This is a genomic window from Pedobacter cryoconitis, from assembly GCF_001590605.1.
GTDB classification, from domain to species: domain Bacteria; phylum Bacteroidota; class Bacteroidia; order Sphingobacteriales; family Sphingobacteriaceae; genus Pedobacter; species Pedobacter cryoconitis_A.
The window spans coordinates 3,311,775-3,337,780 of sequence record NZ_CP014504.1 but is presented as its reverse complement, the minus strand read 5'-3'; the positions used below and the strand labels follow the sequence as shown (position 1 = coordinate 3,337,780).

Here is a 26,006-nt window from a genome sequence, read left to right as displayed (position 1 = left end):
TTAATCATTATCAGCACGTCAGATGTCAAATATATTAATTATAGGTGGTGGAATTGCAGGCCTTACCTCTGCTTATTATCTTCATAAAAAAGGTCATCAGATCACTATTTTAGATAAGGGTGAGCTCATAGACAATTGTTCTTTTGGAAATGCCGGAATGATTGTGCCCAGTCATTTTGTACCACTTGCTTCACCTGGTATGATCCAGCAGGGGATACGCTGGATGTTTAATAGTAAAAGCCCATTTTACGTAAGGCCATCGCTTAATCCAGATTTGATTGGGTGGGGACTGAAATTTTTGAAACATGCTACTGCAGGGCATGTCTCCCGCTCTGCAGTACCTTTAAGGGATTTATCCTTGCTCAGTAAACAACTTTTTGAAGAGCTGAGTAAAGAGCCCAACTTTGAATTCGAATTGAAAAGCAATGGGATCCTGGCTTTTTATAAAACAGAAAAAGCTGCTGAAGAAGAAGCACATCTGGCTAAAAATGCCATAGAACTGGGTCTGGATATGGCGGTGCTAAATCCAGCAGAATGCCGGCTGCTGCAGCCAGATCTTAAGCTGGATGTTCTTGGCGCAGTTCATTACCGCAACGATGGTCATTTATATCCTCCGATGCTGATGAATGCTTTGTTAAATTATCTGGATCGGGCAGGAGTAACTATCAGGAGAAACCATGAGGTTACCAGAGTGGAGAGTGAGGGAAAAAAAATAACAAAGGTATTTACAGGAAATAAAGTATGGGAAGCCGATCAGTATGTATTGGCAGCGGGGTCATGGTCACCTGCAATTGCTAAAATGATGGGTTTGAACATTTCTATTATGCCCGGCAAAGGTTATTCTTTCCTGGAAAAAGAACCTCAGGGCAGGATGAGTATTCCTGCATTATTGTGTGAGGCAAGGGTGGCCATTACACCGATGAACGGCGGTATCCGATATAGTGGTACCATGGAACTGGACAAAATTAACAGCCGTATCAATATGCAGCGGGTACGGGGAATTGTAGAATCTGTACCTGAATATTTTCCAGACCTGAAACCGGAACTTCCTGTTGAAAAAGAAATCTGGTATGGCTTTAGACCATCTTCGCCTGATGGCTTGCCTTATATTGGGAGAAGTACCAAAAGAGTCAACCTTATTGTTGCAACGGGACATGGAATGATGGGCCTAAGCTTGGGCCCTGCTACAGGTGCTTTGGTGAGCCAGATTGTTTCAGCAGAGCAACCGGAAATTGATATCCGCCCGTTCTCTCCGGCCAGATAAAATTCAACAGGGTAAAAATAAGCTAATACCTGATAAAATACGAAAACTATGCTCATTTTTTAGCTTCTAACTTTAGATGGACCGATCAACCTGATCAACTGAACCAAATAAAATTTAAAGTATGAAAGCAAAAAATGAGCATTATCATGGCTCTGGCAAGAGAATTTGGATTCTTTTGCTTTTCCTCCTTCCCTGTCAACTGTATGCTCAAAATACAATTACAGTAAAAGGAACTGTATCAGACGTAAAAGATGGAACCACATTAGTTGGGGTTTCTATTAAAGAGAAAGGTACTTCAAATGTGGTCAGCACAGATACTAAAGGCGGTTATAGCCTGAAAGTAAAAAATGCCGCTGCAGTACTTGTGTTTTCTTACATTGGTTATCAATCGCAGGAGATTGCTTTAAATGGCAGAGCAAGCCTGAACGCCATGCTCAGTGTAGAAAGTACCGGACTGGATGAAGTAGTGGTGGTTGGTTATGGCACCCAGAAAAGAGGTGAGGTAACAAGTTCTATTGCGACTGTAAAGGCAGAAGATTTTACCAAAGGAACGGTAAGAGATGCCGGTCAGCTGATCCAGGGGAAAGTGGCAGGATTAAGGATCACTACACCATCCGGAGATCCTGCAGGCAGTACACAAATTAACCTGAGAGGTCTGAACTCTATTAACGGTACATCAGAGCCGCTGATTTTGATTGATGGAATTCCAGGCTCACTTAATACTGTTGCACCAGAAGATATTGAAGCGATAGATGTCTTAAAAGATGGCTCAGCTGCAGCGATTTATGGAACCAGAGCAACCGGCGGAGTAATTTTAATCACCACCAGAAAGAACCCCACCGGATCTAAGTCGACTATTGAATATACCAACTATGCAAACATTCAAAAGATTGCTAAAAAGCCGGAAATGCTCACGGCTGACGATTATCGCCGTTTAAATAGTCAGGGTGCTAAATATACAGACTATGGAGGCAGTACAAACTGGCTGGATGAGATCCTGCAAAACCCGGTGAGTCAAAATCATAATCTGAGTATTTTTGGTGGTAATTCTACGACCAATTTTAGCGGTTCTGTAAACTATCGTGACTGGGAAGGTATATTTCTGCGCACAGGACAAAAACGCTTAACAGTACGCGCAGCATTGAACCATTCTATGTTTGACGATAAGCTGAAAACCAATATTACAGTAATTAACCGCAGCATTACTTCTTCGCAAGGCGGAGCAGATGGTTATGCTTATCGCCAGGCCATTATCCGCAATCCGACTGATCATATCTATAATGACAATGGAAAATGGCAGGAAAGGGATATTTATTTTTACGATAATCCCTTGTCCAGGATTAATGAGGCAACTAATGATGCAAGGCTAAGACAAACCAGGATCAGCGGAAGTCTGGATTACAGGCCTGTTAAAGATCTGAGCTTGAAATTACTGGCTTCTAATATTCAAAATAATAATCTATATGGAAACAGCACTACATTTGAACATGTAAATACGACCAAATCAAAATTAAATGGCACGGCTTCCCGTTCAACAGATTCCGGAAATGAAAACCTCGTGGAATTTACGGCCAATTATACCAAAAGTATAGGTCTCCATAATTTTAGTGTACTTGGCGGATATAGCTGGCAGGATGCGGTTAGCGAAAATTTTTACGCTTATAACTTCGATTTTCCAACAGATGCCTATAGTTATAATAACCTGCAAACCGGAGCTGGACTTAAAGCAGGCAAAGCCGATATGACCAGTGATAAAAGTAAATGGCAGCTGGCCGGTTTTTTTAGCCGGTTAACCTATAACTGGAATGAAAAATATTTGTTTATGGCGAGTATAAGAAGAGAAGGGTCCTCTAAATTTGGGGCCAATTATCACTGGGGCTCGTTTCCAGCGGCTTCAGTGGGCTGGCGTGTAACTAAGGAAGATTTTATGCAGCATATTCCTGAAATTTCAGATTTGAAGTTAAGGGCTGGCTATGGTGTAACGGGTACAATTGCCAATAATCCTTATCAATCACAAACCAGTTACAAATATGATTATGGAGAGGGTGCTTTTATTGATGGTAAATGGGTACCGGGATTTGTTCCTGCAAGAAATTTCAATCCTGACCTGAGATGGGAAAAGAAAAAAGAATACAATGCAGGTCTGGACTTTGGTTTATTTAAAAACAGGATTACAGGGTCATTAGACTATTATAGCCGGACAGTAGAAGACCTGATCTATAATTTTAGTGTACCAATGCCTCCTTATCTCACTAATAGTATGCTGATTAATGCCGGCACCATGAAAAATTCAGGTTTCGAAGCGCTGATCAATGTAAAAGCGATAGACAGTAAACTTTTAAAATGGAATTCAAGCATTACCTATTCTACCAATAAGAACAAACTTGTCAATTTGTCCAATGACAAATTTGATGTAACTGTAGGATTTTTCGATGCCGGTTATACTGGTGAGCCTATACAAACTAATACGCATCGTGTAAGAGTTGGGGGCCCTATCGGACAGTTTTTCGTACTTAAGAGTGTTGGGGTAGATGACAATGGAAAGTGGCTGGTAGAAAATAAGGATGGCAAAGTCATTCCAATTTCTGAGTCTACTGCAGATGACCGTCAGTATTATGGGAATGGAATCCCTAAATATCTGTTGGGATGGAACAACTCTTTTAAGATCAAAAATTTTGATCTGGAGGTTAATGTCAGAGGTGCTTTTGGTCATGATGTATTGAATATGCAACGAATGTATTATGAGAACCCAGTCAACAAAGCATACAATGCCTTGAAAACGTCTTACGACCCTAAATATGGAAAAACGCTGAACAACGACCTGGTTTATGTAAGCGACTATATTGAAAAGGGAGATTATATCAAAATTGATAACGTTACACTGGGTTACACTTTTCCAGACCAACTGATTAAAGGCATCAAAAACCTCAGAATATATGTTTCTGCATTGAATCTGTTTACAATAACCAAATATAAAGGGCTGGATCCAGAAGCTGTGAGCTACTCCGGAGATTTTACTTTTGCTCCTGGTATTGAAAACAGAGATGCTTATCCTACCACAAAAACATTTACCACAGGCCTCAGTGTCTCTTTTTAAGCTTTAATTTTTAGTATCATGCAAACAAAAATCTTATATATACTTATTGCAGCTTTTGGATGTGCAGGCACCATGAGCTCCTGTACTAAACTGAATGAAGAAGTTTATTCTGAGGTTCTTCCTTCTAAATTTACACCTACAGAAAAAGATCTTCCAACTATCCTGGCACCCACTTATGCTTCTTTAAGAACGGTGATGTGCGGATGGCAAGGTTATTTTGACTTACAGGAGGAGGCCGCAGATTGCATTATTACCCCGGTTCGTCCAAATGGTTGGGATGATGCAGGGACCTATCGCCGTATGCACCAGCATGCCTGGACTACACAGGAATCGCAGCCCTATAATACCTGGCAAAATGCTTTTGCAACTATCACCAAAGCAAATACGGTACTTTCCCAAATTGAAGCAGGGACGCTAAAATTAGGTGATATAAAGCCCGGTGTAGTGGCTGAACTTCGCGCAGTCAGGGCATTTGGATACTACCTGCTATTGGACAACCATGGAAATGTGCCAATCATTCTTAAAATAGACCCCAATGATCATTCTTTGCCTAAACAAAATACAAGGGCCGAGGTATATGCTTTTGTGGTTAAAGAGCTCAATGAGATCATGCCGCTTCTAAGTGAGGATCCAAAAAGCACTTATGGCCGGTTGAACAAATGGGGTGTAAAAGCATTATTGGCGAAAATATACCTGAATTCGGAGATTTATGTGGGTACTGCCGAATATGCGAAATGCATTAAGGAAGCTGACGACATCATCAACAGCAGTAAATACCGGCTGGATAATAATTATTCAGATGTATTTACGTATACGAATCAGAATTCTGCTGAAATTATTTTCGCCATTCCATATGATGAAATTTATGGCAGGGGAAATCAGATCCATATGAAAACATTGGACCCCCTGAGTCAGGGTGTTTACCAAATGACTGCACAGCCATGGGGCGGAAACTGCGCTGTTCCACAATTTATCAATACTTATGATCCAGAAGATAGCAGATTGAAGGATTCCTGGATCCAGGGACCCCAGATCAATCCGCTCACAGGGCAGGTGCTGATCAATTATGTGAATGCTGTTCCGGGTATGGGTGGATTAGACGGTATTGTGGCTCCTGGTAATGCAGGGTTTAGGATAGGTAAATTTGTAATTAAACAAAATGCAACTGGTGACCTGGACAATGATTTTCCTTTCCTTCGGTATGGAGATGTACTGATGATGAAAGCAGAAGCTCTTTTGAGAACAGGTAATGCAGCAGGTGCGGCAATCCTGGTTACGCAGGTTAGGCAACGCGCATTTAAAAGTAGTGCTGCTAAAGCTGCTGTAAGTGGTGATGATCTTTTAAAAGGAAGCAGGTATCAGTACGGACTACAGACACCAGATGGTAAAGTAGCAGATGTGAATGGTGGTGCAGATATTAAGTACGGACGTTTTCTGGATGAATTGGGATGGGAATTTGCTGCTGAAGCACACCGCAGACAAGATCTGATCAGGTTTGGTGTATATGAGATAAAAAAATGGTTTAACCATTCACCTAAATCTCCAACGCGTACTTTGTTTCCTATTCCGCAGGATGAGCTTTCTAAAAATCCTAATTTGAAGCAGAACCCTGGGTATTAATAAACGTTAATTTGACGTATATTAGCATATTGTAACCGTATTTTAACCGATTCAATGCTGACTTTACTTGTTGAATGTTAATATCTGTATATTAACATTCAACAAACCTAACCAGCCGAACCAACTATGAAAGTACTTCCATTTACATTGCTTGTACCGGACGATAAAAGCGTAATCTCCGAGCATATCGAACTTCCATTTTTTTACCAATATCTCCACCGTCACGACGAATGGCAGATTACCTGGGTCCAAAAAGGAGAAGGAACACTGATTACAGGAAACAATATGCACTCATTTCGTGCGGGTGATATTTTTCTTATCGGGGCTAATCTTCCTCATTTGTTTAAATCCAATCCTGAATATTTTGTTGCCGATAAGCGCAAAAGTATCCGGGCCTGTTCGCTGTATTTTAATCCCTCCGGAATTCTTGGCGGACTATTTAACCTGCCGGAGATGAAGATGTTAAACTCGTTTCTGAAAAACTACAAACATGGCTTCAGGATTCCAGTTAGCCATAGTAAGGAGATCTCTTCTAAAATCTTTGACGTTCATCGTGCTTCGGGTACAGATGTACTGTTTAATCTCCTTAAATTAATGAACACTTTACAGAGCCTTAGTGAAGTAGCTGAGCCACTTTGCTCTAATGTATACTCTTCTGATATTTCAGAAAGTGAAGGGATCAGGCTCAGCAATATTATCAATTATATTATGCGCAATTACAACAATCAGATTGCGCTGGAAGATATTGCAAATACTGCTTACATGACACCACAGGCTTTTTGCAGGTATTTTAAAAAACATACAGGACATACTTTTGTCTCTTTTCTGAATGAAGTAAGGATTAATGATGCTTGTAAGAGCTTGATTGCTGGCAAGAAGATAGATTGTATCTCTGGTGTAGCTTATAAAGCTGGTTTTAATAGTATAACTAATTTTAACCGGGTATTTAAAAGCATTATCGGTCAGTCTCCCAGGGCATATGTAGACGCTTACAATAATGTAAGCAAGGTTAATTTAATGGTTGTTTAATAAATTATAACCATTATGAAACCTGGAACCACTCAATTCAAATCTTCTTTGCGATTAATGGATGCTACTATGCTGGTTGCAGGCAGCATGATCGGTTCTGGAATTTTTATCGTTAGCGCTGATATTACCCGGAACGTAGGAAGCTCAGGCTGGCTGCTTGTCGTATGGCTCATTACCGGGTTTATGACCCTCACGGCTGCTTTAAGCTATGGAGAGCTCAGCGCAATGTTTCCTAAAGCAGGAGGACAATATGTTTACCTGAAAGAAGCTTATAATCCTCTGGTGAGTTTTCTATATGGTTGGAGCTTTTTTACAGTCATCCAAACAGCTACTATAGCTGCGGTAGGCGTGGCTTTTGCTAAATTTACGGCATATCTGATTCCTGTTTTTAATGAAGACCTGGTAGCCATTGATCTTGGAATTTTGCATATTTCCACAGCACAGCTTCTGGCCATTTTTGTAATTGTCCTGCTTACTTATATCAATACCAGGGGGGTAAACAGTGGGCGGATTATCCAAACTACTTTTACTCTGGCTAAACTGCTGAGCCTGTTTGGACTGATTGTTTTTGGATTGTTTTTTCTGCGACAGGATATTTGGCACAATAACTGGAAAAATGCGTGGAATCTGGCTCCGCTTTCTTCCAGTGGTTATGTGGGAAATTATACTACTATAGCGGCATTTGGTGCTATTGCTGCCGCGATGGTAGGTGCTATATTTAGTAGTGATTCCTGGCATAATGTAACCTTTGTAGCGGGGGAGATTAAAGATCCTAAGAGAAATATTGGCCTTAGCTTAGCTTTGGGGACTATTATGGTTACGGTACTTTATGTGCTGACTAATATCATGTATACTGGCATATTGCCGCTGCATGAAATTGCTTATGCAGATAAAGATAGAGTTGCTGTTACGGCATCACATGTGATCTTTGGCAGCTGGGGAACAGTGATTATTTCCCTGATGATCATGGTTTCTACTTTTGGTTGTAATAATGGACTAATTATGGCCGGTGCCAGGGTATATTATTCTATGGCTAAAGATGGCCTTTTTTTTAAAAAAGTGGGCGTCTTGAATAAAAATGCTGTGCCTGAATTTGGTCTCTGGATCCAATGTATTTTTGCCTGTTTATGGTGCCTGAGTGGAAAATACGGTGACCTGCTGGACATGATTTCTTTTGTCGTGGTGGTGTTTTATATGCTTACGATTACGGGAATTTTTATTCTCCGTAAGAAGCGCCCGGAAGCAGAAAGACCTTATAAAGCCTTTGGCTATCCTGTTCTGCCTTTAATTTATATCGTTATGGGGCTTGCATTTTGTACGCTCTTAATTATTTATAAACCAAATTATACCTGGCCCGGGCTCATCATTACCATGATGGGGATTCCTGTATATTATCTGATTGGAAGATATCAAAAAAATTAAACCATGAAAACCATCTCCATTGTAAAGAGCTGTGCTATTTTAATTTGCACAGCCTCTGCTTTTATTGTTCAGGCACAACAAGCGTTAGAGCCTTATAAACCAAACCCTGCCGAAATGTCCATTGCTTATCAGCGAGCTGGTGTGCTGGATTCTTTAGTAAGAAGAATAGAAGTCAATAACAATATTTCCCCCGTATGGCAAGCAGATCAAAAATCTTTTTGGTACAAGAAGAATCTAGCGGAAAAAAAGTGGAAATATATGTATGTCAATGCCACTGAGGGGATGCGAAAAAATGCTTTTGATCATCAGCGGATAGCAGAGGCTCTGCAAAAAGCTACTGGAAATAATTATGACGCTGAGCAACTTAAACTTACCAAACTGTTTTTTAATGGAGCTGCTGACGAGATTACGGTGAAGACCGGAGATCAATGGTTCAGGATCGATCTGAGAACTTATCAGTGTTTGAAAACTGCAGACACGTTAAAGGATATTTACAATAGTAATAAACCTTTACAAGCTGCACATTCCCGTTGGGAAAGCATACCAGATGCAGGTAAATCTCCTGATGGCAAAAAGGAACTATACCTTAAAGAAGGAAATGTCTTTGTAAAGAAACTGGCCGAACGAGAGGATGAGCAGCTTTCATTTGACGGGACAACAGCTAAACCTTATGGTGCATTCAGCTGGTCGCCGGACAGTAAAACATTATTTGGCTATCGGATTAGTCCGGAGAAAATCAAAGAGGTTTATTATGTATTAAGTTCGGTACCGGGAACCACGCGCGGACAGCTGAAATCCAATGAATATGCTCAGCCAGGTGACGCATTTACTTCGTATGCACCTGTTGCTTTTGATCTTGCCACAAAAAAACAGACAAAAGTAGATGCTGAAGAAATTGATTTCTTTGGCGCACCGGAATTGCATTGGCGCCAAGATAACAATCAATATTGTATCTATGAAAAAGTGGACCGGGGCCATCAGCGTTTCAGGGTTATTGAAGCAGATTTAAAGAGTGGTAAAACAAGAAATATCATTGATGAAAGAGCAGCTACTTTTATTTATGAAAATCGTATTTATACCCATTATCTTCCTGCAACCAATGAGATGATCTGGAGCAGTGAAAAGGATGGTTATCGCCATTTATACCTTGTAAACACGCTTACAGGTAAACAATACCCTATAACTAAAGGTAACTGGGTGGTCAGGGAGATAGACAGTGTCGACATTGCTAAACGTGAAATCTGGTTTAGGGCCAGCGGTATTAATGCAGGGGAAGATCCTTATTTTATGCATGCTTACCGAATTGGTTTTGATGGAAAGAAGCAAATTGACATGACCCCGGAAAAAGGCAACCATATACTGAGTTTTTCTTCTGATAGGGAATATTATCTGGATACTTATTCACAAGTGAATGTTGCACCTGTTTCAGTGTTGAAAAGGACCGCAGACACCAAAATAATCTTAGAGCTGGAGCATGGTACTACCAGTGGTTTTTTAGCTGCAGGGGTAAAGTTGCCAGAGGTTTTTGTCTCCAAAGCTAGAGATGGAAAAACAGATATCTGGGGAATTGTTTGCCGTCCTTCAAAAATGGATGAACATAAGGCTTATCCGGTGATTGAATATATTTATGCGGGGCCACAGGACAGCTTTGTGCCAAAAAAATTCTTGCCTTACAGTGAAATGCAAAGTATGGCTGAATTGGGCTTTATTGTAGTTCAGATTGATGGAATGGGTACAGCCAACCGCTCAAAGGCTTTTCATGATGTATGCTGGAAAAACCTGGCCGATGCTGGTTTTGCTGATCGTATTTTATGGATGAAAGCGATGGCAAAGCAATATCAGAATGCGGATATCAGCAGGGTTGGGATATATGGTACCTCTGCTGGAGGGCAGAATTCTACAGGTGCTTTATTGTTCCATCCTGAGTTTTACAAAGCAGCAGTATCTGCTTGCGGATGTCATGATAACCGTATTGATAAGCAATGGTGGAACGAGCAATGGATGGGATATCCGGTTGGACCTCATTATGAGGAACAGTCTAACATAACTAATGCGGCTAAGTTACAAGGAAATTTATTGCTGATTGTTGGAGAAGCAGATGAAAACGTACCGCCTGAGTCTACTTTTCGACTGGCTGATGCTTTGATTAAAGCAAATAAAGACTTTGATTTTTTATGCGTTCCGGGAATGGGGCACAGTGATGGTGGCGTTTATGGAAGAAGAAGGAAGCGGGACTTCTTTATTAGAAATCTGCTTTATGCAGAACCACCACAACGAAATACAGCAATACCGGCCAGGTCTACTGGCCGGTAATAGATTCCATACTTTAAGTTATTTCTTAACTGCGCGGATCACATAAATAGGTCCCGCACTGTTTTTTGGTTTAGGAACCAATTTTACAGTTACTTTATTTTTACCATTGGTAAGTGCAACAGGTATCTCATAAGAAATGTCATAAAAACGGCTTTCTTTATACTTGTTTAAATCCTCTGTAGCAATCCTGGTTCCATCAACAAATACGTCAAAGTTTCTGCCCCGGTTATCCATTCCCCAATAAGAGGCTATGAGTATGTTGGACCGGGTAGAATCTATTTTCATATCAAACTGAAGAAATCCTTCTTCTCCTGCTATCCGCCATTTTTTTCCGTGCTCTTCGCCTGTTTGTGCTTTCTCTTCTTTGAAATTATGATCGCGTTCAGGTTGCATCTCTCCAAATCTGAAAAGATCGGTGGTTCTGTCATCCAGTTCTTTTTGTAATTGTCTTTGTTCTTCGTACACTTTTTGCTGTACTAACCATTGTTCAGGACTGAAAAAATCCCAATAAACGCTGTAATGCTGGTTTTCTGTTTGATTGAATGGCAGGAGTGTTATATCATGAGGTTTTGCAATACCTGTTGTTTGAAAGCGAAGATGTTTTTGGTCCACCATCTTTAACCATTCTTTCGGATCTTGTGCTGCACTTACAAATACGGGTATACCTTTTATCGGATCTGGTTCGGTTAAACCAAGGTCGCCAGCCAGCAGTACGGGGCCATAAAATACCGCCCTGCGGTTAGGATTGTCAGGCATGGACTCTGTATACAATTTTTCGGGTGTGGTATATTCTATCTTATCATTATTTTTCCAGTTTCTGCGAATAACATAGTACCCATTTTCTTCAATTCCATTTTCTGGTTTTCCGTTAACTCGTATTTTAATGTTAGCCGACCACTTAGGCTTTCTGATCCTGATGGCAAAATTCGAAGACTTGGTCCTGTTGATCAGCAGAGTGGTTTTATCTCCGTAAGGTAAGTCAGAATTCTGTGTGATTTTTAGATCTTTGTCTTTCCAGTTCAACACAGAAGGGATAAAGAGGTTTACATATAAGCTTCCATCTGCACCTTTAAAGTAAATGCTTTCGTTGTATTTGACATGGTTTTCCATACCTGTACCCACACAGCAGGTAAAGCTGTCGTAGGGATCACTATATTCTTTCTTACCGCCCATTCTTAAGGGAACAAAATAGCACATCATACCGGTGTGGTGGTTTTGAGAAGCTAGAATGTGGTTGTATAATCCCTTTTCGTAATAATCGAAGAATGTTGAAGAAGGGTTAAGCGTAAACAGCTGTTGGGTCAGTTTAAGCATATTGTAGGTATTGCAGGTTTCTGTGGTGTTCTCCGTAAGTTTATCATTCAGCTTATCTGCCTCCGACAAATATTCATAATTGCTATTGCCGCCCGTTACATAGGAATGATGATTAACTACTGTTTTCCAGAAAAAATCTGCAATTGCCAAGTCCTTTTGATCACCGGTAAGCTGATATCTTCTGGCACTGGCAATGATTTTAGGAATTTGGGTATTAGAATGTTTTCCGGGCAAAATGTCTTTCTGTTCTGCCAATGGATCCAGAACTTGTCTGTCATAGAATTTATAGGAAAGATCAAGGTATTTCTTGTCTCCGGTAATGGCATATAGATTTACCAGGGGTTCAGCCATCCCGCCATATTCACAAATAAGCATTTTTTGTATTTGTTCATCACTAAGGTGATTAATAGTGGCAGCGGTCCATTTAGCCAGATCTTTTGAAGCCATTAATGCTTTGGAATTCCCTGCATACAAATAGGCATCCAGTAAACCAGCCATGATTTTATGAACAGTGTACCAGGGCGCCCATCCACCATTCAGGTCAAAACCACGGGTTTTAATATCTCCTTTCGCTACTTCTGCCCAAATATTATCTTCATTGGGAATCGCACCAATGTACCCGGTTTTACGCGCTTTCTGACAAGTAATCAGTTCGTCTACAATATAATTTATTCTTTGGAGCAGCTCACTATCTTTAGTGGTGGCATACTGAAAAGAAATGGCCGACAGATAGTGGCCAAGACTATGTCCGGCCAGTCCGTCAGATTCCCATCCACCATATTTTTTTGCTTTTTCGGACAAACCTGCATTACTTCTGAAGCCTGCTAATAAACGATCTGGCTCTATTTTTAGCAGATAATTTACATCTGCATTCCTTGCGGTTTTGAATGGACTTTCCAAGAGTGATACTTCCGAAAGCTGAAAAGCATAGGCTTTGATAGGAATAGCGTTTTTAATGGTCATCCTTGTATCGTTCAATCTCGGTACATAGGATTGGGCCGTTGCTGAAAAAGTGTACAGCAGCGCCGTTACCAATAGGTTAGTGCAAAGGAATCTGTTCATGGTTTTTACTTTGGTTTCTATCTTAAAGGAAATAAAAATAAGCAATTAGGAAGTATTGGATATTGCATTATTTTGCCAATAGTTCTTGTATTTTATCCAGTGTAACCTAAAGATTATTTATCATGAATAATAAATTTTAATTTGACATTTATTGTCACATAGAGACGAATACAATACTGCAGGCAGAATAAATAAGATTACAAAATGAATAAACTATACAAATTACTTTTGATGGTGTGCTTATTGCCATCCACTATCTATTCTCAGGAAAAAGCAATGTCCAGACTCTATGAGCAAACCAGTGAAATGGGGACCACAATCATAACTTATCAAAAGGATGTAAAAGCTATCCAGGATTTTTACTCCCCCTATATTTTAGAAGGCACTTATCCCGAAGTTGCCCGGATCTATTATTCCCCCGAACAGCGAAGCCGCTTGCTGCTGATTCAAAATGAATACTTGAAAGAAATGGAACAAATGGATTTTGATTCTTTTAGTATTTATGGAAAGGTAGATTACCTGCTATTGAAAAAGGAAATCAAAAAAGAAACCGGTGAATTGGAAAAGGCTGGAATAAATGAAAAGGCGATCCTTAAATATATTTCTTTTGCACCCGGAATCTATGCATTGGAAAAGGAAAGAAGAAGAGGAAAAGCTATGGACTGGCCGGTTGTTGCAGCAAAGCTGAATGCTATCCGCGAAGAAGTGGCCTCTTTTAATGCCGCATCAATCAATAAGTCAGCGCTGAATAAAGAGCGTTTAAAAAATATCAGGGAAGCAATATTTGGTCTGAAAATGAGATTAAAAGGTGTTTATGAATTTTATAAGGGTTATGACCCCTTATTCGATTGGTGGATTCCTAAACCTTATGAATCATTGGTACAAGTATTAGATCATTATACTACCTTTTTTGTTGATCAAGGGGCGGCTGTACCTGCTCAAAAAGGCGTCAATTATGGAATAAAGGGAAGTCCTATAGGAGAGTCAGCGCTGATTGCTCAACTCAATGCTGAAATGATTCCTTATACGCCCGAAGAACTTATTAAAATTGCAGAAAAGGAATTTGCATTTTGTGACCAGGAGTTGTTAAAGGCTTCTGCAGAAATGGGTTTTGGAAAAGATTGGAAAAAGGCTCAGGAGAAAGTTAAAGAAAGTTTCGTCGTACCCGGTAAACAAGCTGAATTGATTGTGAAATTACAGGATGATGCATTGGATTTTATCAAAAAAAATCAGCTAATTACGATTCCTGGCCTTGCTGAAGAAACCTGGGGGATGGTAATGATGTCTGCCGAAAGACAGTTAGTTAATCCCTTTTTTACAGGTGGCAGGGAGATTAGTATATCTTATCCGACAGCGAATATGAATGAGGAAGATAAATTGATGAGTATGCGGGGTAACAATCCCTACTTTTCAAGAGGTACGGTACAGCATGAATTACTACCTGGTCATCATTTGCAATATTATATGAATAGCCGCTATAAGAGTTATCGGGAGCTTTTTACTACTCCGTTCGGGATTGAGGGATGGACACTGTATTGGGAGCTGCTTTTATACGATAAAGGATTTGCCAAAAGTCCCGAAGAGCGGATCGGAATGCTATTTTGGAGGATGCACCGCTGTGCAAGAATTATTTTCTCTTTAAATTATCATTTAGGAAAGTGGACACCTGAACAGTGTGTTGATTTTCTGATTAACCGTGTAGGGCATGAGCCAGCAAATGCAGAAGGAGAAGTTCGCAGGTCTTTTGAGGGCGATTATGGTCCATTGTATCAGGTCGCTTACATGATTGGCGGAATGCAATTGATGGCGCTAAAGCATGAACTTGTAGATAGTGGTAAAATGGGTATCCTCGAATTTCATGACCGGATAATGAAAGAAAACCTCATTCCAATAGAAATGGTCAGGGCAACCTTAATTGGGCAACCGCTGAAAAGAGACTTCACATCGGAATGGAAATTTTACGGGAAGTAAAGAATAAGAGGATGGCTATGAAATTATTATAATTTTGATTATAGTCTGCTTTGCCAGATTTCATTTCTTATTGGATGTCGATTTTTTTTATAATTTTACTCACTATGAGCAACCGGCATAACCATACCGATGAGGAACTGATCGTCCTGTTTAATGAAAATGATGTCGTTGCTTTCAAGGAAATTTATGTCAGGTATTGGTATGAGTTGTATCTGATCACCAATAAAAGATTAAGATCAAAAGAAGCTTCTGAAGAAATTATTCAGAATTTCTTCACAAAATTCTGGACTAATCGAAAAAAAATAAATATCAGAGGTGAACTGAAGGCTTATCTTCATACGGCTATCCGCTATTCGGTTATTGACCATCTGGCTAAAGAGGCTACGAAGAATAACTATCTTGAATTGATTTCTTTTAATTATAAGGATACTGCCAATACCACTGAAGAAACGGTGTTTTTGCATGAGGTGGAAGAGGGGGTGAATCAGGTCATGTCGAAATTACCTGCCAAATGCCGAAGGGTATTTGAACTGAGCAGGCAACAGCATAAATCAAATAAGGAAATTGCTGAATTATTGGGGCTCTCTGAAAAGACTGTAGAGAACCATATCACAAATGCTTTAAAACTTTTTAGAATACATTTTAAGTATATTCTGATAGCCTCACCCTTTGCCTGGTTATTGTTTTAAGCTCCATCATCTTTTTTTTATTTTTTTTTGGGGGCAATGGCTTGCCTGACCGACTATACCTTTAACTAACCAAATATATTTATAAACCATTATGGGCAAATCAATCCCTGTGTCCTTACTTAAAAAGTATCTTTCAGGTAGTTGTACTCCTGGCGAGACAGCGCAAGTTAACCAGTGGTTTGACAGTATGGATGGCGTACCGGAATATATTGCAGGTCTGTCAGAAGAACAACGCAAGTTAATGGAGAACAGAGTTTTTGAACGCATTCTCCATCACATCGATACACAAGGGCAACAAAATGTGAAGTCATTGCCCAAAAAAACAATTTATTCCTGGAAAATCCTGGTGGCTGCTGCATCACTGTTTCTGTTTTTGAGTACGGTGGTTGTTTGGATGCACCATCCTTTGTCACTTTCTCCAAAGAAAATTCTTAATTCAGCTCAAGCTGTAAATATTAAACCAGGTGGCAACAAGGCTGTGCTTACACTTGGTGACGGGTCCTCATTGATACTAACTGAGGCGAATCTGGGTACAGTAGCTGATCAGCAAAATGTAAGTGTGGTCAAAACTGCCGAAGGGGAGCTAAGCTATAAAAAGGGAGCTTGGAACAATACCTCAAGAATAGCATACAATACTATTGCAACGCCAGTTGGAGGAAAATACAGTGTTATATTACCTGATGGAACTAAAGCCTGGTTAAATTCTAAATCCAGTTTAAGGTTCCCGACTTCATTTATAGGGCCAGAACGGAAAGTACAAATGACTGGTGAAGTGTATTTTGAAGTTACAAAGAACCAGAAGCAGCCTTTTAAAGTGTTCTCAGGCGGAACAGAGATCAGTGTGCTGGGAACACATTTCGATGTAATGGACTATGAAGATGAAGGCCGTCAAAAAACAACTCTCTTAGAAGGTAGTATTCATCTTTCTTCAGGCAAATTTGCAAAACTTTTAAAACCAGGACAACAAGCCAGTGTAACTGTATCCGGCATACAGGTTAATGACAACATCGATCTGGAAGAAGTAATGGCCTGGAGAAACAACCTGTTTATCTTTAAAGATATGGAAATTGAAGAAATTGCCCGGCAAATATCCAGATGGTATGATGTTCAGGTTGTATTTAAAGGTACTCCCTCAAAAGTACTTTACACAGGTACGATAGCTAAAGATGCCGAACTTTCAGAAATTCTGAGTATGCTTCAATTTACCGGATTAAAGTATGAGTTGCACAATCGTCTGCTTACCATTATTGAATAAGATATAAAACCTTATAAAACCAATATTTTTTAACCAAATAAACAGCCCGATATGATGAAATTTTACAACACCGTATAATGCATTCGCGTAGCCATTTTAAAAAAGAACCGGATAGTGTTTGCACCACATCCGGTCATTGTAAAGGTTACTTGCAAGCCAATTGAGATGACATTATAATTTAACCCAAACTCCATAAAGATATGAATTTATTCTTTAGGATCAGGCATGTATTGTGCCGTGATTCTTACCAAATCTTATTCACAATGAGACTAACTTTGCTTTTTTTTATTCTGACTTTAATGCAGGTTAGCGCAAATAGTTTTAGCCAGAATTTAACACTTAAACATACGAATACAGCTATCGTTTCTGTCCTGAAGCAAATTGAAAAACAGACTGGTTACCATTTACTTTTCAGGCGTGCCGACATCGATAAGAAATATGCAATCAATGTAAATGTAATCAATATGCCTATCGAAGAGGCTATGAGACTGGTTTTGAAAAACACAAACCTTGATTTCAAGATCATTAAAAAAACAATTATTCTTAAAAAGACGACGGATTTACCAGTGCTGGCTACCCAAATTCAGGAGATCGAAGTTTCTGGTGTCGTGAGTGATGAAAAAGGAGTGACACTTCCAGGAGTTGCTGTTAAAGTTAAGGGTTCAAAGATCGCTGCGGTAACTGATATCAACGGAAGATATAAAATCTCAGTTCCGTCAGTCACAGGAATCCTTGTGTTTTCCTTTATCGGCATGGAGACTCAGGAAATCACGGCTGGTCAAAAGAACGTGCTGAATATAGTATTAAAGCCGCAAACTACAGTGCTCAATGATGTCGTAGTGATTGGTTACGGAACTCAAAAACGGGCTGATATTAACGGATCGATTTCTTCTGTGAAGGCTGCTGATATTGCAAATGTACCTCAGGTCAGCATTGATCAGTTATTGCAAGGGAGGGCATCCGGACTAACCATTTCTCAGAATTCAGGAGCACCTGGCAGCAATACTTCCGTTCGCGTACGGGGGATCACTTCTTTAAGCGGCAGTAACGAACCCTTGTATGTAATAGATGGGGTGCCAATTTCGGGTGATGCCAGTAACCAAAGTACAAGTGGACGATCGCCCTTGCAGGCTTCCTCCTCAAATGCGAATTCACAGACTACCGTTAGTCCATTATCTTTGATCAATCCAAATGATATTGAGTCTATTGATGTATTAAAAGATGCATCTGCAACTGCAATCTATGGAAACAGGGCCTCTAACGGGGTGATTATTATCACTACCAAACGAGGTAAAAGTGGCAACTCGGTAATTAGTTACGACGGTTATACGGGTTTCCAAAGGGTAGCAAAATATATGGATGTGATGAATCTTAAACAATATGCCACACTCCAAAACTCATTGGGAGATATTTATGGAACCGGACGAAGAACAGAATTTGCAGACCCTTCAATATTAGGAGAAGGTACAAACTGGCAAAAAGAAATTTTCAGGACTGCTACTCAGCAAAGTCATCAGCTTTCAGTTTCTGGTGGTAAAGAAGGCCTTAATTATTATATCTCAGGTGGATATCTTGGGCAGGATGGTACAGTTATTGGCTCTGATTTTCGTCGCTATAGCCTGCGTACGAATGTGGATGCCCAGGTTAAGGAATGGTTTAAGCTTGGAATTACCCTGACTGCAAACCGTTCGGCAGAAAATGTAATTACGAGTGATAACAATGGTATTATTTACAATGCTTTGTTACAGGGGCCTGATCTTGCAGTAACAAATCTTGATGGTAGCTATACAGGGCCTCCGGCATCAGATCCGTTAGCATCCGCTGCCGCTTTAAACCCAGTGGCCCAAGCGCAGCAAATCAAAAATAAACTGAACAGGAGCAATATCAATACGAATATTTATAACGAAATAAAGTTCTATAAAGGACTGTCTCTAAGGTCAGAGCTGGGTGGAGACTTTAACTTTTCAGACAACAATGTTTTTACACCAAGCTATTCATGGGGGCGTTTCACCAATCCAACAGCTTCTTTAAAGGAGCGCCATCAGCAAAGTACATTTCTGATCTGGAAAGAATACCTGAATTATAACCATACTTTCGGACAGCAGCATAACCTGAATGCAATCTTAGGTTATGAAGTTCAGGAATCTACCTGGAGAGGTATTGAAGGAACACGTCAGGGCTTTTACAGTAATGATGTACAATCCCTGAATCTGGGGCAGGCCATCACTGCGACCAATGATGAATATATTGGTACACAGCGACAAGAATCAATATATGCCCGTGCCATCTATACCTACGCTTCAAAGTATAGCCTGACGTCTACGATCCGGAAAGACAAGACTTCTAAGTTTGCTGAAGGATCACAATCTGGCTATTTTCCTTCTTTTGCCGCATCCTGGAAATTAGCTGAGGAACCATTTATGCAGGGGATCAATAAAGTTGTGAATGGAATTAAAATCCGCTTTGGATATGGGGAAGTTGGTAATCAGGATATTCCTAATTATTTGTACAGTTCTTTATTGAAGTCATCTCAAACAGGTTTGGGTACAGGTTTTCTGGCAGGACGAATTGATAATAAGGCATTAAAGTGGCAAACATCAATTCAGTATAATGGTGGGATTGATATGAATTTCCTGAATGGTAAAATCAGTACAAGTCTGGATTTTTATAAAAAAACATCAAAGGACTTTCTGTTTCAACTGGCACTTCCTGCATACCTGGTGGGCGGGCCTGATTATTTAGGTGGTATCAACCCACCTTATGTGAATCTTGGAAAAATAAATAATGTAGGTTTTGATTTAAGTATCAGTTCACACAATATCAGTAATGAGCATTTTAAATGGAATACAACTTTGGTTTTTTCTCATTATAAAAATGAAGTGAAGGAATTGGGGAATGGGCTTACTGAGCTGTTCGGAACTGTAACCAGCGCCTATCTGCAAACACCTGTTACCCGTACAGTAGTAGGTGGATCAGTTGGTGAGTTTTATGGTTATAAAGTAAAAGGTATTTTTAAAACAGACGAACAACTTCAGTCTGCGCCTGTGCAGTTTGGCAGGCTTGTAGCGAATAACAGCAGCAGTACATGGCTTGGTGACGTTCAATATGTGGATATCAATGGTGACGGTAAAATAGACGAGAAGGATCGTACTGAGATTGGTAACCCTAATCCTAAATTTACCTATGGGATTACCAATACCTTCAGTTACAAATCCTTTGATTTTACATTGTTCTTAAACGGATCTTATGGTTCGAGAATTATGAATTTGCTGAACAATACTATGGGTAACCTGGCGGCTGTTTATCAGAACCAATATGCTGCCTACAGCAATTTCTGGACACCTCAAAATCCAAATTCCAATATTCCTGCACCGAAAATCGGGATTGACAATCCAAACCTGCTGGTCTCTGACAGATATGTGGAGAGCGGGTCCTTTTTAAGGATTCAAAACGTTAGTCTTGGTTACAAAGTACCTTCAGCATGGATCAAAAAACTAAAACTCACCAATCTGAAAGTGTATTCAAGTGTGCAGAATCTTTACACATTTACAAAATATAAAGGGTACGATCCGGAAATCGGGGCAATGAATCAAAGCGCACTTCTAAATAATATTGACCTGGGCAGGTATCCGATAGCCAGGACTATCACTTTTGGAATGAACGCACAATTTTAGTCACCATAAATTATTTTAAGAAAATGAAATCATATCTCATCTATATAGGTTGCTTTATTTTTATAGCCACTGTGAGCAGCAGCTGTAAAAAAGACTTTTTTAATATTCCGCCTCAGGATGCGCTCAGTACTGATAATTTTTACCAGAATACAGAGCAGGTACAGGCCAGCACTACGGCCTTATACAATTCTCCATGGTTTGACTGGAATGCGAAAGCTTCGTGGTGTATCTCTGAATTGTTAAGCGGTAATGCACATACCTATTCTCCCGATGTAATCAACTTTGGCAACTTCTCAGTAACTGGCGACAATACCCAATTGTTGTCGGCATGGAATTCCTTGTACAGCGTAGTTGCCCAATCAAATGCAGTCATTAATAACCTGAAAGCGAAAGTTCCCGCAAGTGTACCGGCAACAGTAGTAAATAATGCATTGGGTGAAGCCAGGTTCATGCGTGCTATCGCTTATTTTTATTTGGTGAGAACCTGGGGAAATGTACCGATTATAGAAAATAGTCTGGATCATGTAAACAACTATCAGATTAATACCAATCCGGTAACTGATATTTATCAGTTCATTATTAATGATCTTAAGTTTGCAGAAGAGAACTGCACTAAAATGATCAGAACCGGATCTGTTTCTCAGGGTAGGGTATCAAGTGGATCAGCAACTGCGCTATTGGCTAAAGTTTATCTGTATATGCGGGATTATCCCAACGCCCGCCTTAAAGCAGAACAGGTGATCAATAGCGGCGAGTTCAAATTGTATGGGATAGATGTTGCAGGGAAAACTTATGGCGATTTATTCAAAACAGCCAATAACAATAATGAAGAAAGTGTAGCCGCTATTCAATGGTTGGGCGGATCTGCTTATGGGCATGGAAATGCTTTACAGTCTTTCCTGGCCTATAATTCTGAAATTACCGGTACCGGAGATGGATATGGCAGTGTTGTGCCTTCAATCGACTTATTAACTGCTTATGAACCTGGTGACCTGAGAAGAAAGCCCACAGTGATGATGCAGGGGGATGTTTATCCGGAAATTAACCAGGATAAAGGAGGCTATAAGCTGCCACTTGGTGCTGTAGCGCAGGGGATGCCTGCATTTATAAAAAAATATGTGGTAGGCACACCCACGGACAATGCTGGTAAAGGAGCCGCATTTTCAACTGCAAATAATACCTATCTGATGCGGTATGCGGATGTCCTTTTAATTGAAGCGGAGGCTGTTCTTGCTGGTGCGGAGCGTACTTCTGATGCTACTGCGCTACTGCCGTTTAATAAAATCAGAAAACGGGCCGGATTGATCCCCAAAACAACAATGTCAATTCAGGATATTTATCAGGAACGCCGGATGGAATTTGTTTTTGAGGCCGATTATTGGTTTGATCTTGGCAGAATGGATGGATTTAACGTCACTTCCCATCCTAAAGCAATCGCAGTTATCGCTAATCAGGAAAGAGGGATTTATAGCAATACTACGCCTGTAGTTATTTGGGGACAAAAATATACGCCAACTAATGCAAGTTTTCTTTTGCCATATCCCACCACAGAGTCCACCCTCAATCCTAAATTATTATTGCCACCGGTACCTTACAATTTTAAATAGTTATTATGAAAATCATATATAAAAATCCTATAGTCGTTTGTCTGACAGGACTATTTTTCATGCTGATCTTTATGACCTCCTGTAAAAAAGATGCGGAAGGGAAGGGAGCACCGGTCATCACAAGGGTTCGTACCCTGGTTAAGCCGGGAGATCCTAAACAGACTGCTTTAGATTCTACTGTTACTTCTGGCGATGCCGGTAGTACATATGTGATCGAGGGTGCAAATCTGAAGTATACGAACAAGGTCGAATTTAATGGTACAGAAGCCTATTTGAATACGGCACTTTTTAGTGATCATAGCATTGTGGTTATGATTCCTGCTACTGCATCCTGGATAAATCAAACGGGCAAACTCACGCTGACCAGTGCATCGGGTACCACAACTTTTAATTTTAGTATCAGGCAGCCTGCTCCGGTTATCACAGAATTAAGCCAGTTTACAGGAGATGAAGGAGATATCGTGACCATCACTGGTTTGCGTTTTGATCAGGTGTCCAGTGTGAAATTTGGTACAGCAGATGCTAGGGTTATAACAGCAACAAGTACAGAACTTAAGGTGTCAGTACCTGCTGCTGCCCTTGGTGTAGTAAGTGTAACTACTCCTGGTGGAACCGGCACTGGTCCATATATGTCATACGATGGGGTAGCGGTGCCGATATTATTACCTTTTGGATTCAGACATCTGTTTTATGATGATAAAATAACAGCCGGTTATGACTTTAATTTTGGTGGTGCCATTGGAGATGTGAACAATACAGAGCTGGTTAAAAGGGGTAGTCATTCCATCAAAGTTACCTATACCGGCAATTATGCAGGATATGCCGTTGGCAGTGGCGATCCAGTAGACCTAAGTGATAAGACTTACGTTAAATTTTCTATTTATGGATCAGCAGGTACTGAAGGTAAGGTGATCAAGGTTGGATTGAACGATTTTGACAACCGTCAGGTAAGCATTGTGCTGCATTCAGGCAAATGGACAACTTATGTAGTCCCTCTGGAGCGTTTCCAAAATGCCACTCAGCCGGGCAAACCCAGCAGTCTGAATTGGATTGGGTTCCAGGAATTAAGCGGTAATGCGCCAGAGACAATTTTCCTGGATGATATTGGTGTATATTAATCCTTTAACAGTAAAAATAGTTAGATAACATTATCCGGAGCAGCAGTATGGAATCTCAAACTGTTGCCCCGGATAAATCAGGTCAGTTAAAACAAAACTATATATTGATGAAACCACCATGTGCAGCAGAATACAAACCAGAATGAACAGGAACCAAGTAGCACATGGAAGCTTCATTACCGATAAAAAACAATTATATTCCAATGAAAATTATACAATATGTGTCTGTGGGGATTTTTATGCTCACAGTCAATTATAACGCTATGGCACAAAAGAATCTGGTGACCAATGGCGGTTTTGAAGATGAGCTCAGCGGATGGGTTGATTATTCTGCAAAGGTTACACCCTACGTTTTTAGTACTGGGAAAATGAGCAGCGCTTTATTTTCGCATGATCCCTTAAAATGGACCGGTATGCATCAAATCGTTTCCCTCCCTAAGAGTACACAATATATACTGATGACTGCCAGGATTAAAGCAGATGGTGTAAGTGTTGGGAAAGAGGATTGGAATGGTGCTCTTTTCCTTTTTGAAATGCTTGACAAGGCAGATGTAAAAATCGGAAATGGAATTAACATTGCCTCAGTTACAGGAGATCAGGATTGGAAGCTTTATGAACGCGCCTATGTCATTCCTCCAGGTGTTGCAAAGATAAAACTTTTATTTGCACTGGGTTATGTGTCGGGGACTATGTTTATTGATGATGTGAGTCTCAAAGTGATCAGTCAGGCCGATTATGAAAAATACTTATAGTCTTATGAAATCTAGATTTTACAATGCTCTTTTTATACTTTTCAGTCTGAACTTAACTGGTGCGCTTGCACAGGAGACTGAAAACTCCAATATCTTCTTAGATCAGTCAGGATTTTATCCGAATTTAGATAAAAGTGCTATAATAACCAGTGCTGTTTCCGAAAACAGTTTCGATCTGGTTACCTTACCAGGCAGGAAGCGGGTTTATACGGGATCAATGTCTGAGGCGAAAAGCACAGGATATTCCGATATTAAGGTCAGGATAGCAGATTTTAGTGACTTTGACCGGCCGGGAACCTACTTGATCCGAATTCCAGGAGTTGGTGAATCTCCGGCTTTCAGTATTGCAGATCATGTGCATCAAGAGCTTGCAGTAGCGGCGCTGAAAGCATTTTATTACCAACGGGCTTCTTCAACGCTTGATAAAAATTATGCGGGAAAGTGGTACCGGGCTTCCGGTCATCCGGATACGTCGGTTCATATTCATCCATCAGCCGTCTCTAAAAACCGTAAGGCAGATAGCCGGATTAATGTTGAAGGAGGGTGGTATGATGCAGGTGATTACAATAAGTATATTGTCAACAGTGGAATTTCTACTGCAACTTTACTTTCAGCCTACGAAGACTTTCCTGACTATTTTCTTAGTCTGAAAGCCAGCATTCCAAATGCGAAAAATAAGGTGCCGGACATATTGACCGAGGCCATCTGCAATTTACGCTGGATGCTGAAAATGCAGGATCCTGATGACGGAGGTGTATATAATAAATGTACAAATCTTGATTTCGATGCGATGATTATGCCAGCGCAAGCTTTATCTGCCCGCTATGTAGTCGCAAAAGGTACTGCCGCAGCGCTTAATATGGCCGGGGTTGCAGCTCAAGCATCCCGTATCTTAAGGGATTTTCCTGAACAATATCCCGGGTTGGCGGATAGTTGTCTTTCTGCCGCTGTTCTGGCGTGGAATTGGTCCATCAAAAATCCGAATTTGGCTTACGACCAGGATCTGATGAACAAAATGTTCAACCTGAAGGTAAGTACGGGTGCTTATGGGGATAAAAATTTCGAAGATGAATGGATCTGGGCTTCTGCAGAACTACTGACATCTACCGGTGAGAAAAAATATTTTGATGCTTTTTTTTCGCGACTGAATGCACCTGTGAGTTTACCAGGATGGAATAACGTTGGTATCTTAGGGTATTATTCCCTGATCAGATGTCAAAGTAAACTTCCCGGAGTGTATCAAAGTATGACCAGTATCTTAAAGAAAAAAGTACTTACTATTGCAGATCGTTACCTCGTGGCCCGGAAAACTAATGCCTATGGTATAGTGATGGGTAGTTCGCTTTCTGACTTTGTATGGGGAAGCAATTCTGTTGCCACGAATCAAGGGGTACTGCTCATCAATGCTTATTTATTTACACAAAATAAAGCTTACCTGAATGGGGCAGTTGGTAATCTGGATTATATTTTGGGAAGAAATGCAACTGGTTATTCTTTTGTAACTGGTATTGGTACCAAATCGCCCATGAATCCACATCACCGGCCGTCTTTTGCAGATGGTGTTGTTGACCCGGTTCCTGGACTGCTTGTTGGCGGACCTAATCGGGAAAAGCAGGATGGATTAAAATATAAATATGCGGAGCCGGAACTATCCTATCTGGATGATGTTGCCTCTTATGCAAGTAATGAAATTGCTATCAATTGGAATGCTCCTCTGGTTTATCTTGCAAATGCGCTGGAATGTTTACAAAAGACAGGAAATAATAATGCAAAGTAATTTACAGGTAAAACGGATTTCGTAAAGGCATAAACTTTCACG

15 protein-coding genes and 1 pseudogene are annotated in these 26,006 nt (G+C 40.3%); 15 read left to right on the top strand and 1 reads right to left on the bottom strand.

Going from position 1 to position 26,006, the window contains the following annotated elements:
- The first annotated feature begins 22 nt into the window (after positions 1-22).
- The 7 genes and pseudogenes from AY601_RS13780 (at position 23) to AY601_RS13755 (ending at position 10,745) form a co-directional block, all read left to right on the top strand.
- A complete protein-coding gene (locus AY601_RS13780; protein ID WP_068402057.1) occupies positions 23-1,264 on the top strand; it encodes an NAD(P)/FAD-dependent oxidoreductase in 1,242 nt (413 codons plus the stop codon).
- A gap of 121 nt (positions 1,265-1,385) precedes the next feature.
- Complete coding sequence (locus AY601_RS13775; protein WP_068402055.1) at positions 1,386-4,361, top strand: SusC/RagA family TonB-linked outer membrane protein; 2,976 nt, start codon at positions 1,386-1,388, stop codon at positions 4,359-4,361.
- A gap of 18 nt (positions 4,362-4,379) precedes the next feature.
- Positions 4,380-5,045, top strand: a pseudogene (locus tag AY601_RS26360) (RagB/SusD family nutrient uptake outer membrane protein); the annotation flags it as partial.
- A gap of 27 nt (positions 5,046-5,072) precedes the next feature.
- Positions 5,073-5,981 (top strand): RagB/SusD family nutrient uptake outer membrane protein, encoded by a 909-nt coding sequence (locus tag AY601_RS26355; protein WP_420480562.1) that lies wholly within the window; start codon positions 5,073-5,075, stop codon positions 5,979-5,981.
- 126 nt (positions 5,982-6,107) lie between these two features.
- Positions 6,108-7,010 (top strand): AraC family transcriptional regulator, encoded by a 903-nt coding sequence (locus tag AY601_RS13765; protein WP_068402050.1) that lies wholly within the window; start codon positions 6,108-6,110, stop codon positions 7,008-7,010.
- Positions 7,011-7,025: 15 nt separating this feature from the next.
- Positions 7,026-8,432, top strand: coding sequence for an APC family permease (locus tag AY601_RS13760; protein ID WP_068402048.1), 1,407 nt, complete (start codon positions 7,026-7,028; stop codon positions 8,430-8,432).
- Positions 8,433-8,435: 3 nt separating this feature from the next.
- Positions 8,436-10,745 carry a S9 family peptidase gene (locus AY601_RS13755; protein ID WP_068402046.1) on the top strand — a complete coding sequence of 770 codons (2,310 nt, stop codon included), beginning with the start codon at positions 8,436-8,438 and terminating at the stop codon, positions 10,743-10,745.
- An 18-nt stretch (positions 10,746-10,763) separates the two neighbouring features.
- On the opposite strand, the gene AY601_RS13750 is transcribed toward AY601_RS13755, so the two are convergent.
- Positions 10,764-13,121 carry a glycoside hydrolase family 127 protein gene (locus AY601_RS13750; protein WP_068402044.1) on the bottom strand — a complete coding sequence of 786 codons (2,358 nt, stop codon included), beginning with the start codon at positions 13,119-13,121 and terminating at the stop codon, positions 10,764-10,766.
- A gap of 204 nt (positions 13,122-13,325) precedes the next feature.
- On the opposite strand from AY601_RS13750, the gene AY601_RS13745 reads away from it, so the two are divergent.
- From AY601_RS13745 to AY601_RS13710, 8 genes are all read left to right on the top strand, one after another.
- Positions 13,326-15,092 carry a DUF885 family protein gene (locus AY601_RS13745; protein WP_068402042.1) on the top strand — a complete coding sequence of 589 codons (1,767 nt, stop codon included), beginning with the start codon at positions 13,326-13,328 and terminating at the stop codon, positions 15,090-15,092.
- A 104-nt stretch (positions 15,093-15,196) separates the two neighbouring features.
- A complete protein-coding gene (locus AY601_RS13740; RefSeq protein ID WP_068402040.1) occupies positions 15,197-15,781 on the top strand; it encodes an RNA polymerase sigma-70 factor in 585 nt (194 codons plus the stop codon).
- A gap of 91 nt (positions 15,782-15,872) precedes the next feature.
- Positions 15,873-17,036, top strand: coding sequence for a FecR family protein (locus AY601_RS13735; RefSeq protein WP_068402039.1), 1,164 nt, complete (start codon positions 15,873-15,875; stop codon positions 17,034-17,036).
- A gap of 263 nt (positions 17,037-17,299) precedes the next feature.
- Positions 17,300-20,710: a TonB-dependent receptor gene (locus AY601_RS13730; RefSeq protein WP_157287922.1), complete on the top strand. Its 3,411-nt coding sequence runs from the start codon at positions 17,300-17,302 to the stop codon at positions 20,708-20,710.
- 23 nt (positions 20,711-20,733) lie between these two features.
- A complete protein-coding gene (locus AY601_RS13725; RefSeq protein ID WP_068402035.1) occupies positions 20,734-22,317 on the top strand; it encodes a RagB/SusD family nutrient uptake outer membrane protein in 1,584 nt (527 codons plus the stop codon).
- A 5-nt stretch (positions 22,318-22,322) separates the two neighbouring features.
- Positions 22,323-23,435 (top strand): IPT/TIG domain-containing protein, encoded by a 1,113-nt coding sequence (locus AY601_RS13720; protein WP_084359256.1) that lies wholly within the window; start codon positions 22,323-22,325, stop codon positions 23,433-23,435.
- A 203-nt stretch (positions 23,436-23,638) separates the two neighbouring features.
- Positions 23,639-24,187, top strand: coding sequence for a hypothetical protein (locus tag AY601_RS13715; RefSeq protein ID WP_068402031.1), 549 nt, complete (start codon positions 23,639-23,641; stop codon positions 24,185-24,187).
- 4 nt (positions 24,188-24,191) lie between these two features.
- The gene (locus AY601_RS13710) at positions 24,192-25,964 is read left to right on the top strand and encodes a glycoside hydrolase family 9 protein (RefSeq protein ID WP_068407538.1); all 1,773 of its coding nucleotides are present in this window, start codon (positions 24,192-24,194) and stop codon (positions 25,962-25,964) included.
- Positions 25,965-26,006 lie beyond the last annotated feature (42 nt).

Coding starts and splice junctions, on each gene's coding strand:
- AY601_RS13780 (WP_068402057.1), top strand. CDS start 23: ATGTCAAATATATTAATTATAGGTGGTGGAATTGCAGGCCTTACCTCT.
- AY601_RS13775 (WP_068402055.1), top strand. CDS start 1,386: ATGAAAGCAAAAAATGAGCATTATCATGGCTCTGGCAAGAGAATTTGG.
- AY601_RS13765 (WP_068402050.1), top strand. CDS start 6,108: ATGAAAGTACTTCCATTTACATTGCTTGTACCGGACGATAAAAGCGTA.
- AY601_RS13760 (WP_068402048.1), top strand. CDS start 7,026: ATGAAACCTGGAACCACTCAATTCAAATCTTCTTTGCGATTAATGGAT.
- AY601_RS13755 (WP_068402046.1), top strand. CDS start 8,436: ATGAAAACCATCTCCATTGTAAAGAGCTGTGCTATTTTAATTTGCACA.
- AY601_RS13750 (WP_068402044.1), bottom strand. CDS start 13,121: ATGAACAGATTCCTTTGCACTAACCTATTGGTAACGGCGCTGCTGTAC.
- AY601_RS13745 (WP_068402042.1), top strand. CDS start 13,326: ATGAATAAACTATACAAATTACTTTTGATGGTGTGCTTATTGCCATCC.
- AY601_RS13740 (WP_068402040.1), top strand. CDS start 15,197: ATGAGCAACCGGCATAACCATACCGATGAGGAACTGATCGTCCTGTTT.
- AY601_RS13735 (WP_068402039.1), top strand. CDS start 15,873: ATGGGCAAATCAATCCCTGTGTCCTTACTTAAAAAGTATCTTTCAGGT.
- AY601_RS13730 (WP_157287922.1), top strand. CDS start 17,300: ATGAGACTAACTTTGCTTTTTTTTATTCTGACTTTAATGCAGGTTAGC.
- AY601_RS13725 (WP_068402035.1), top strand. CDS start 20,734: ATGAAATCATATCTCATCTATATAGGTTGCTTTATTTTTATAGCCACT.
- AY601_RS13720 (WP_084359256.1), top strand. CDS start 22,323: ATGAAAATCATATATAAAAATCCTATAGTCGTTTGTCTGACAGGACTA.
- AY601_RS13715 (WP_068402031.1), top strand. CDS start 23,639: ATGAAAATTATACAATATGTGTCTGTGGGGATTTTTATGCTCACAGTC.
- AY601_RS13710 (WP_068407538.1), top strand. CDS start 24,192: ATGAAATCTAGATTTTACAATGCTCTTTTTATACTTTTCAGTCTGAAC.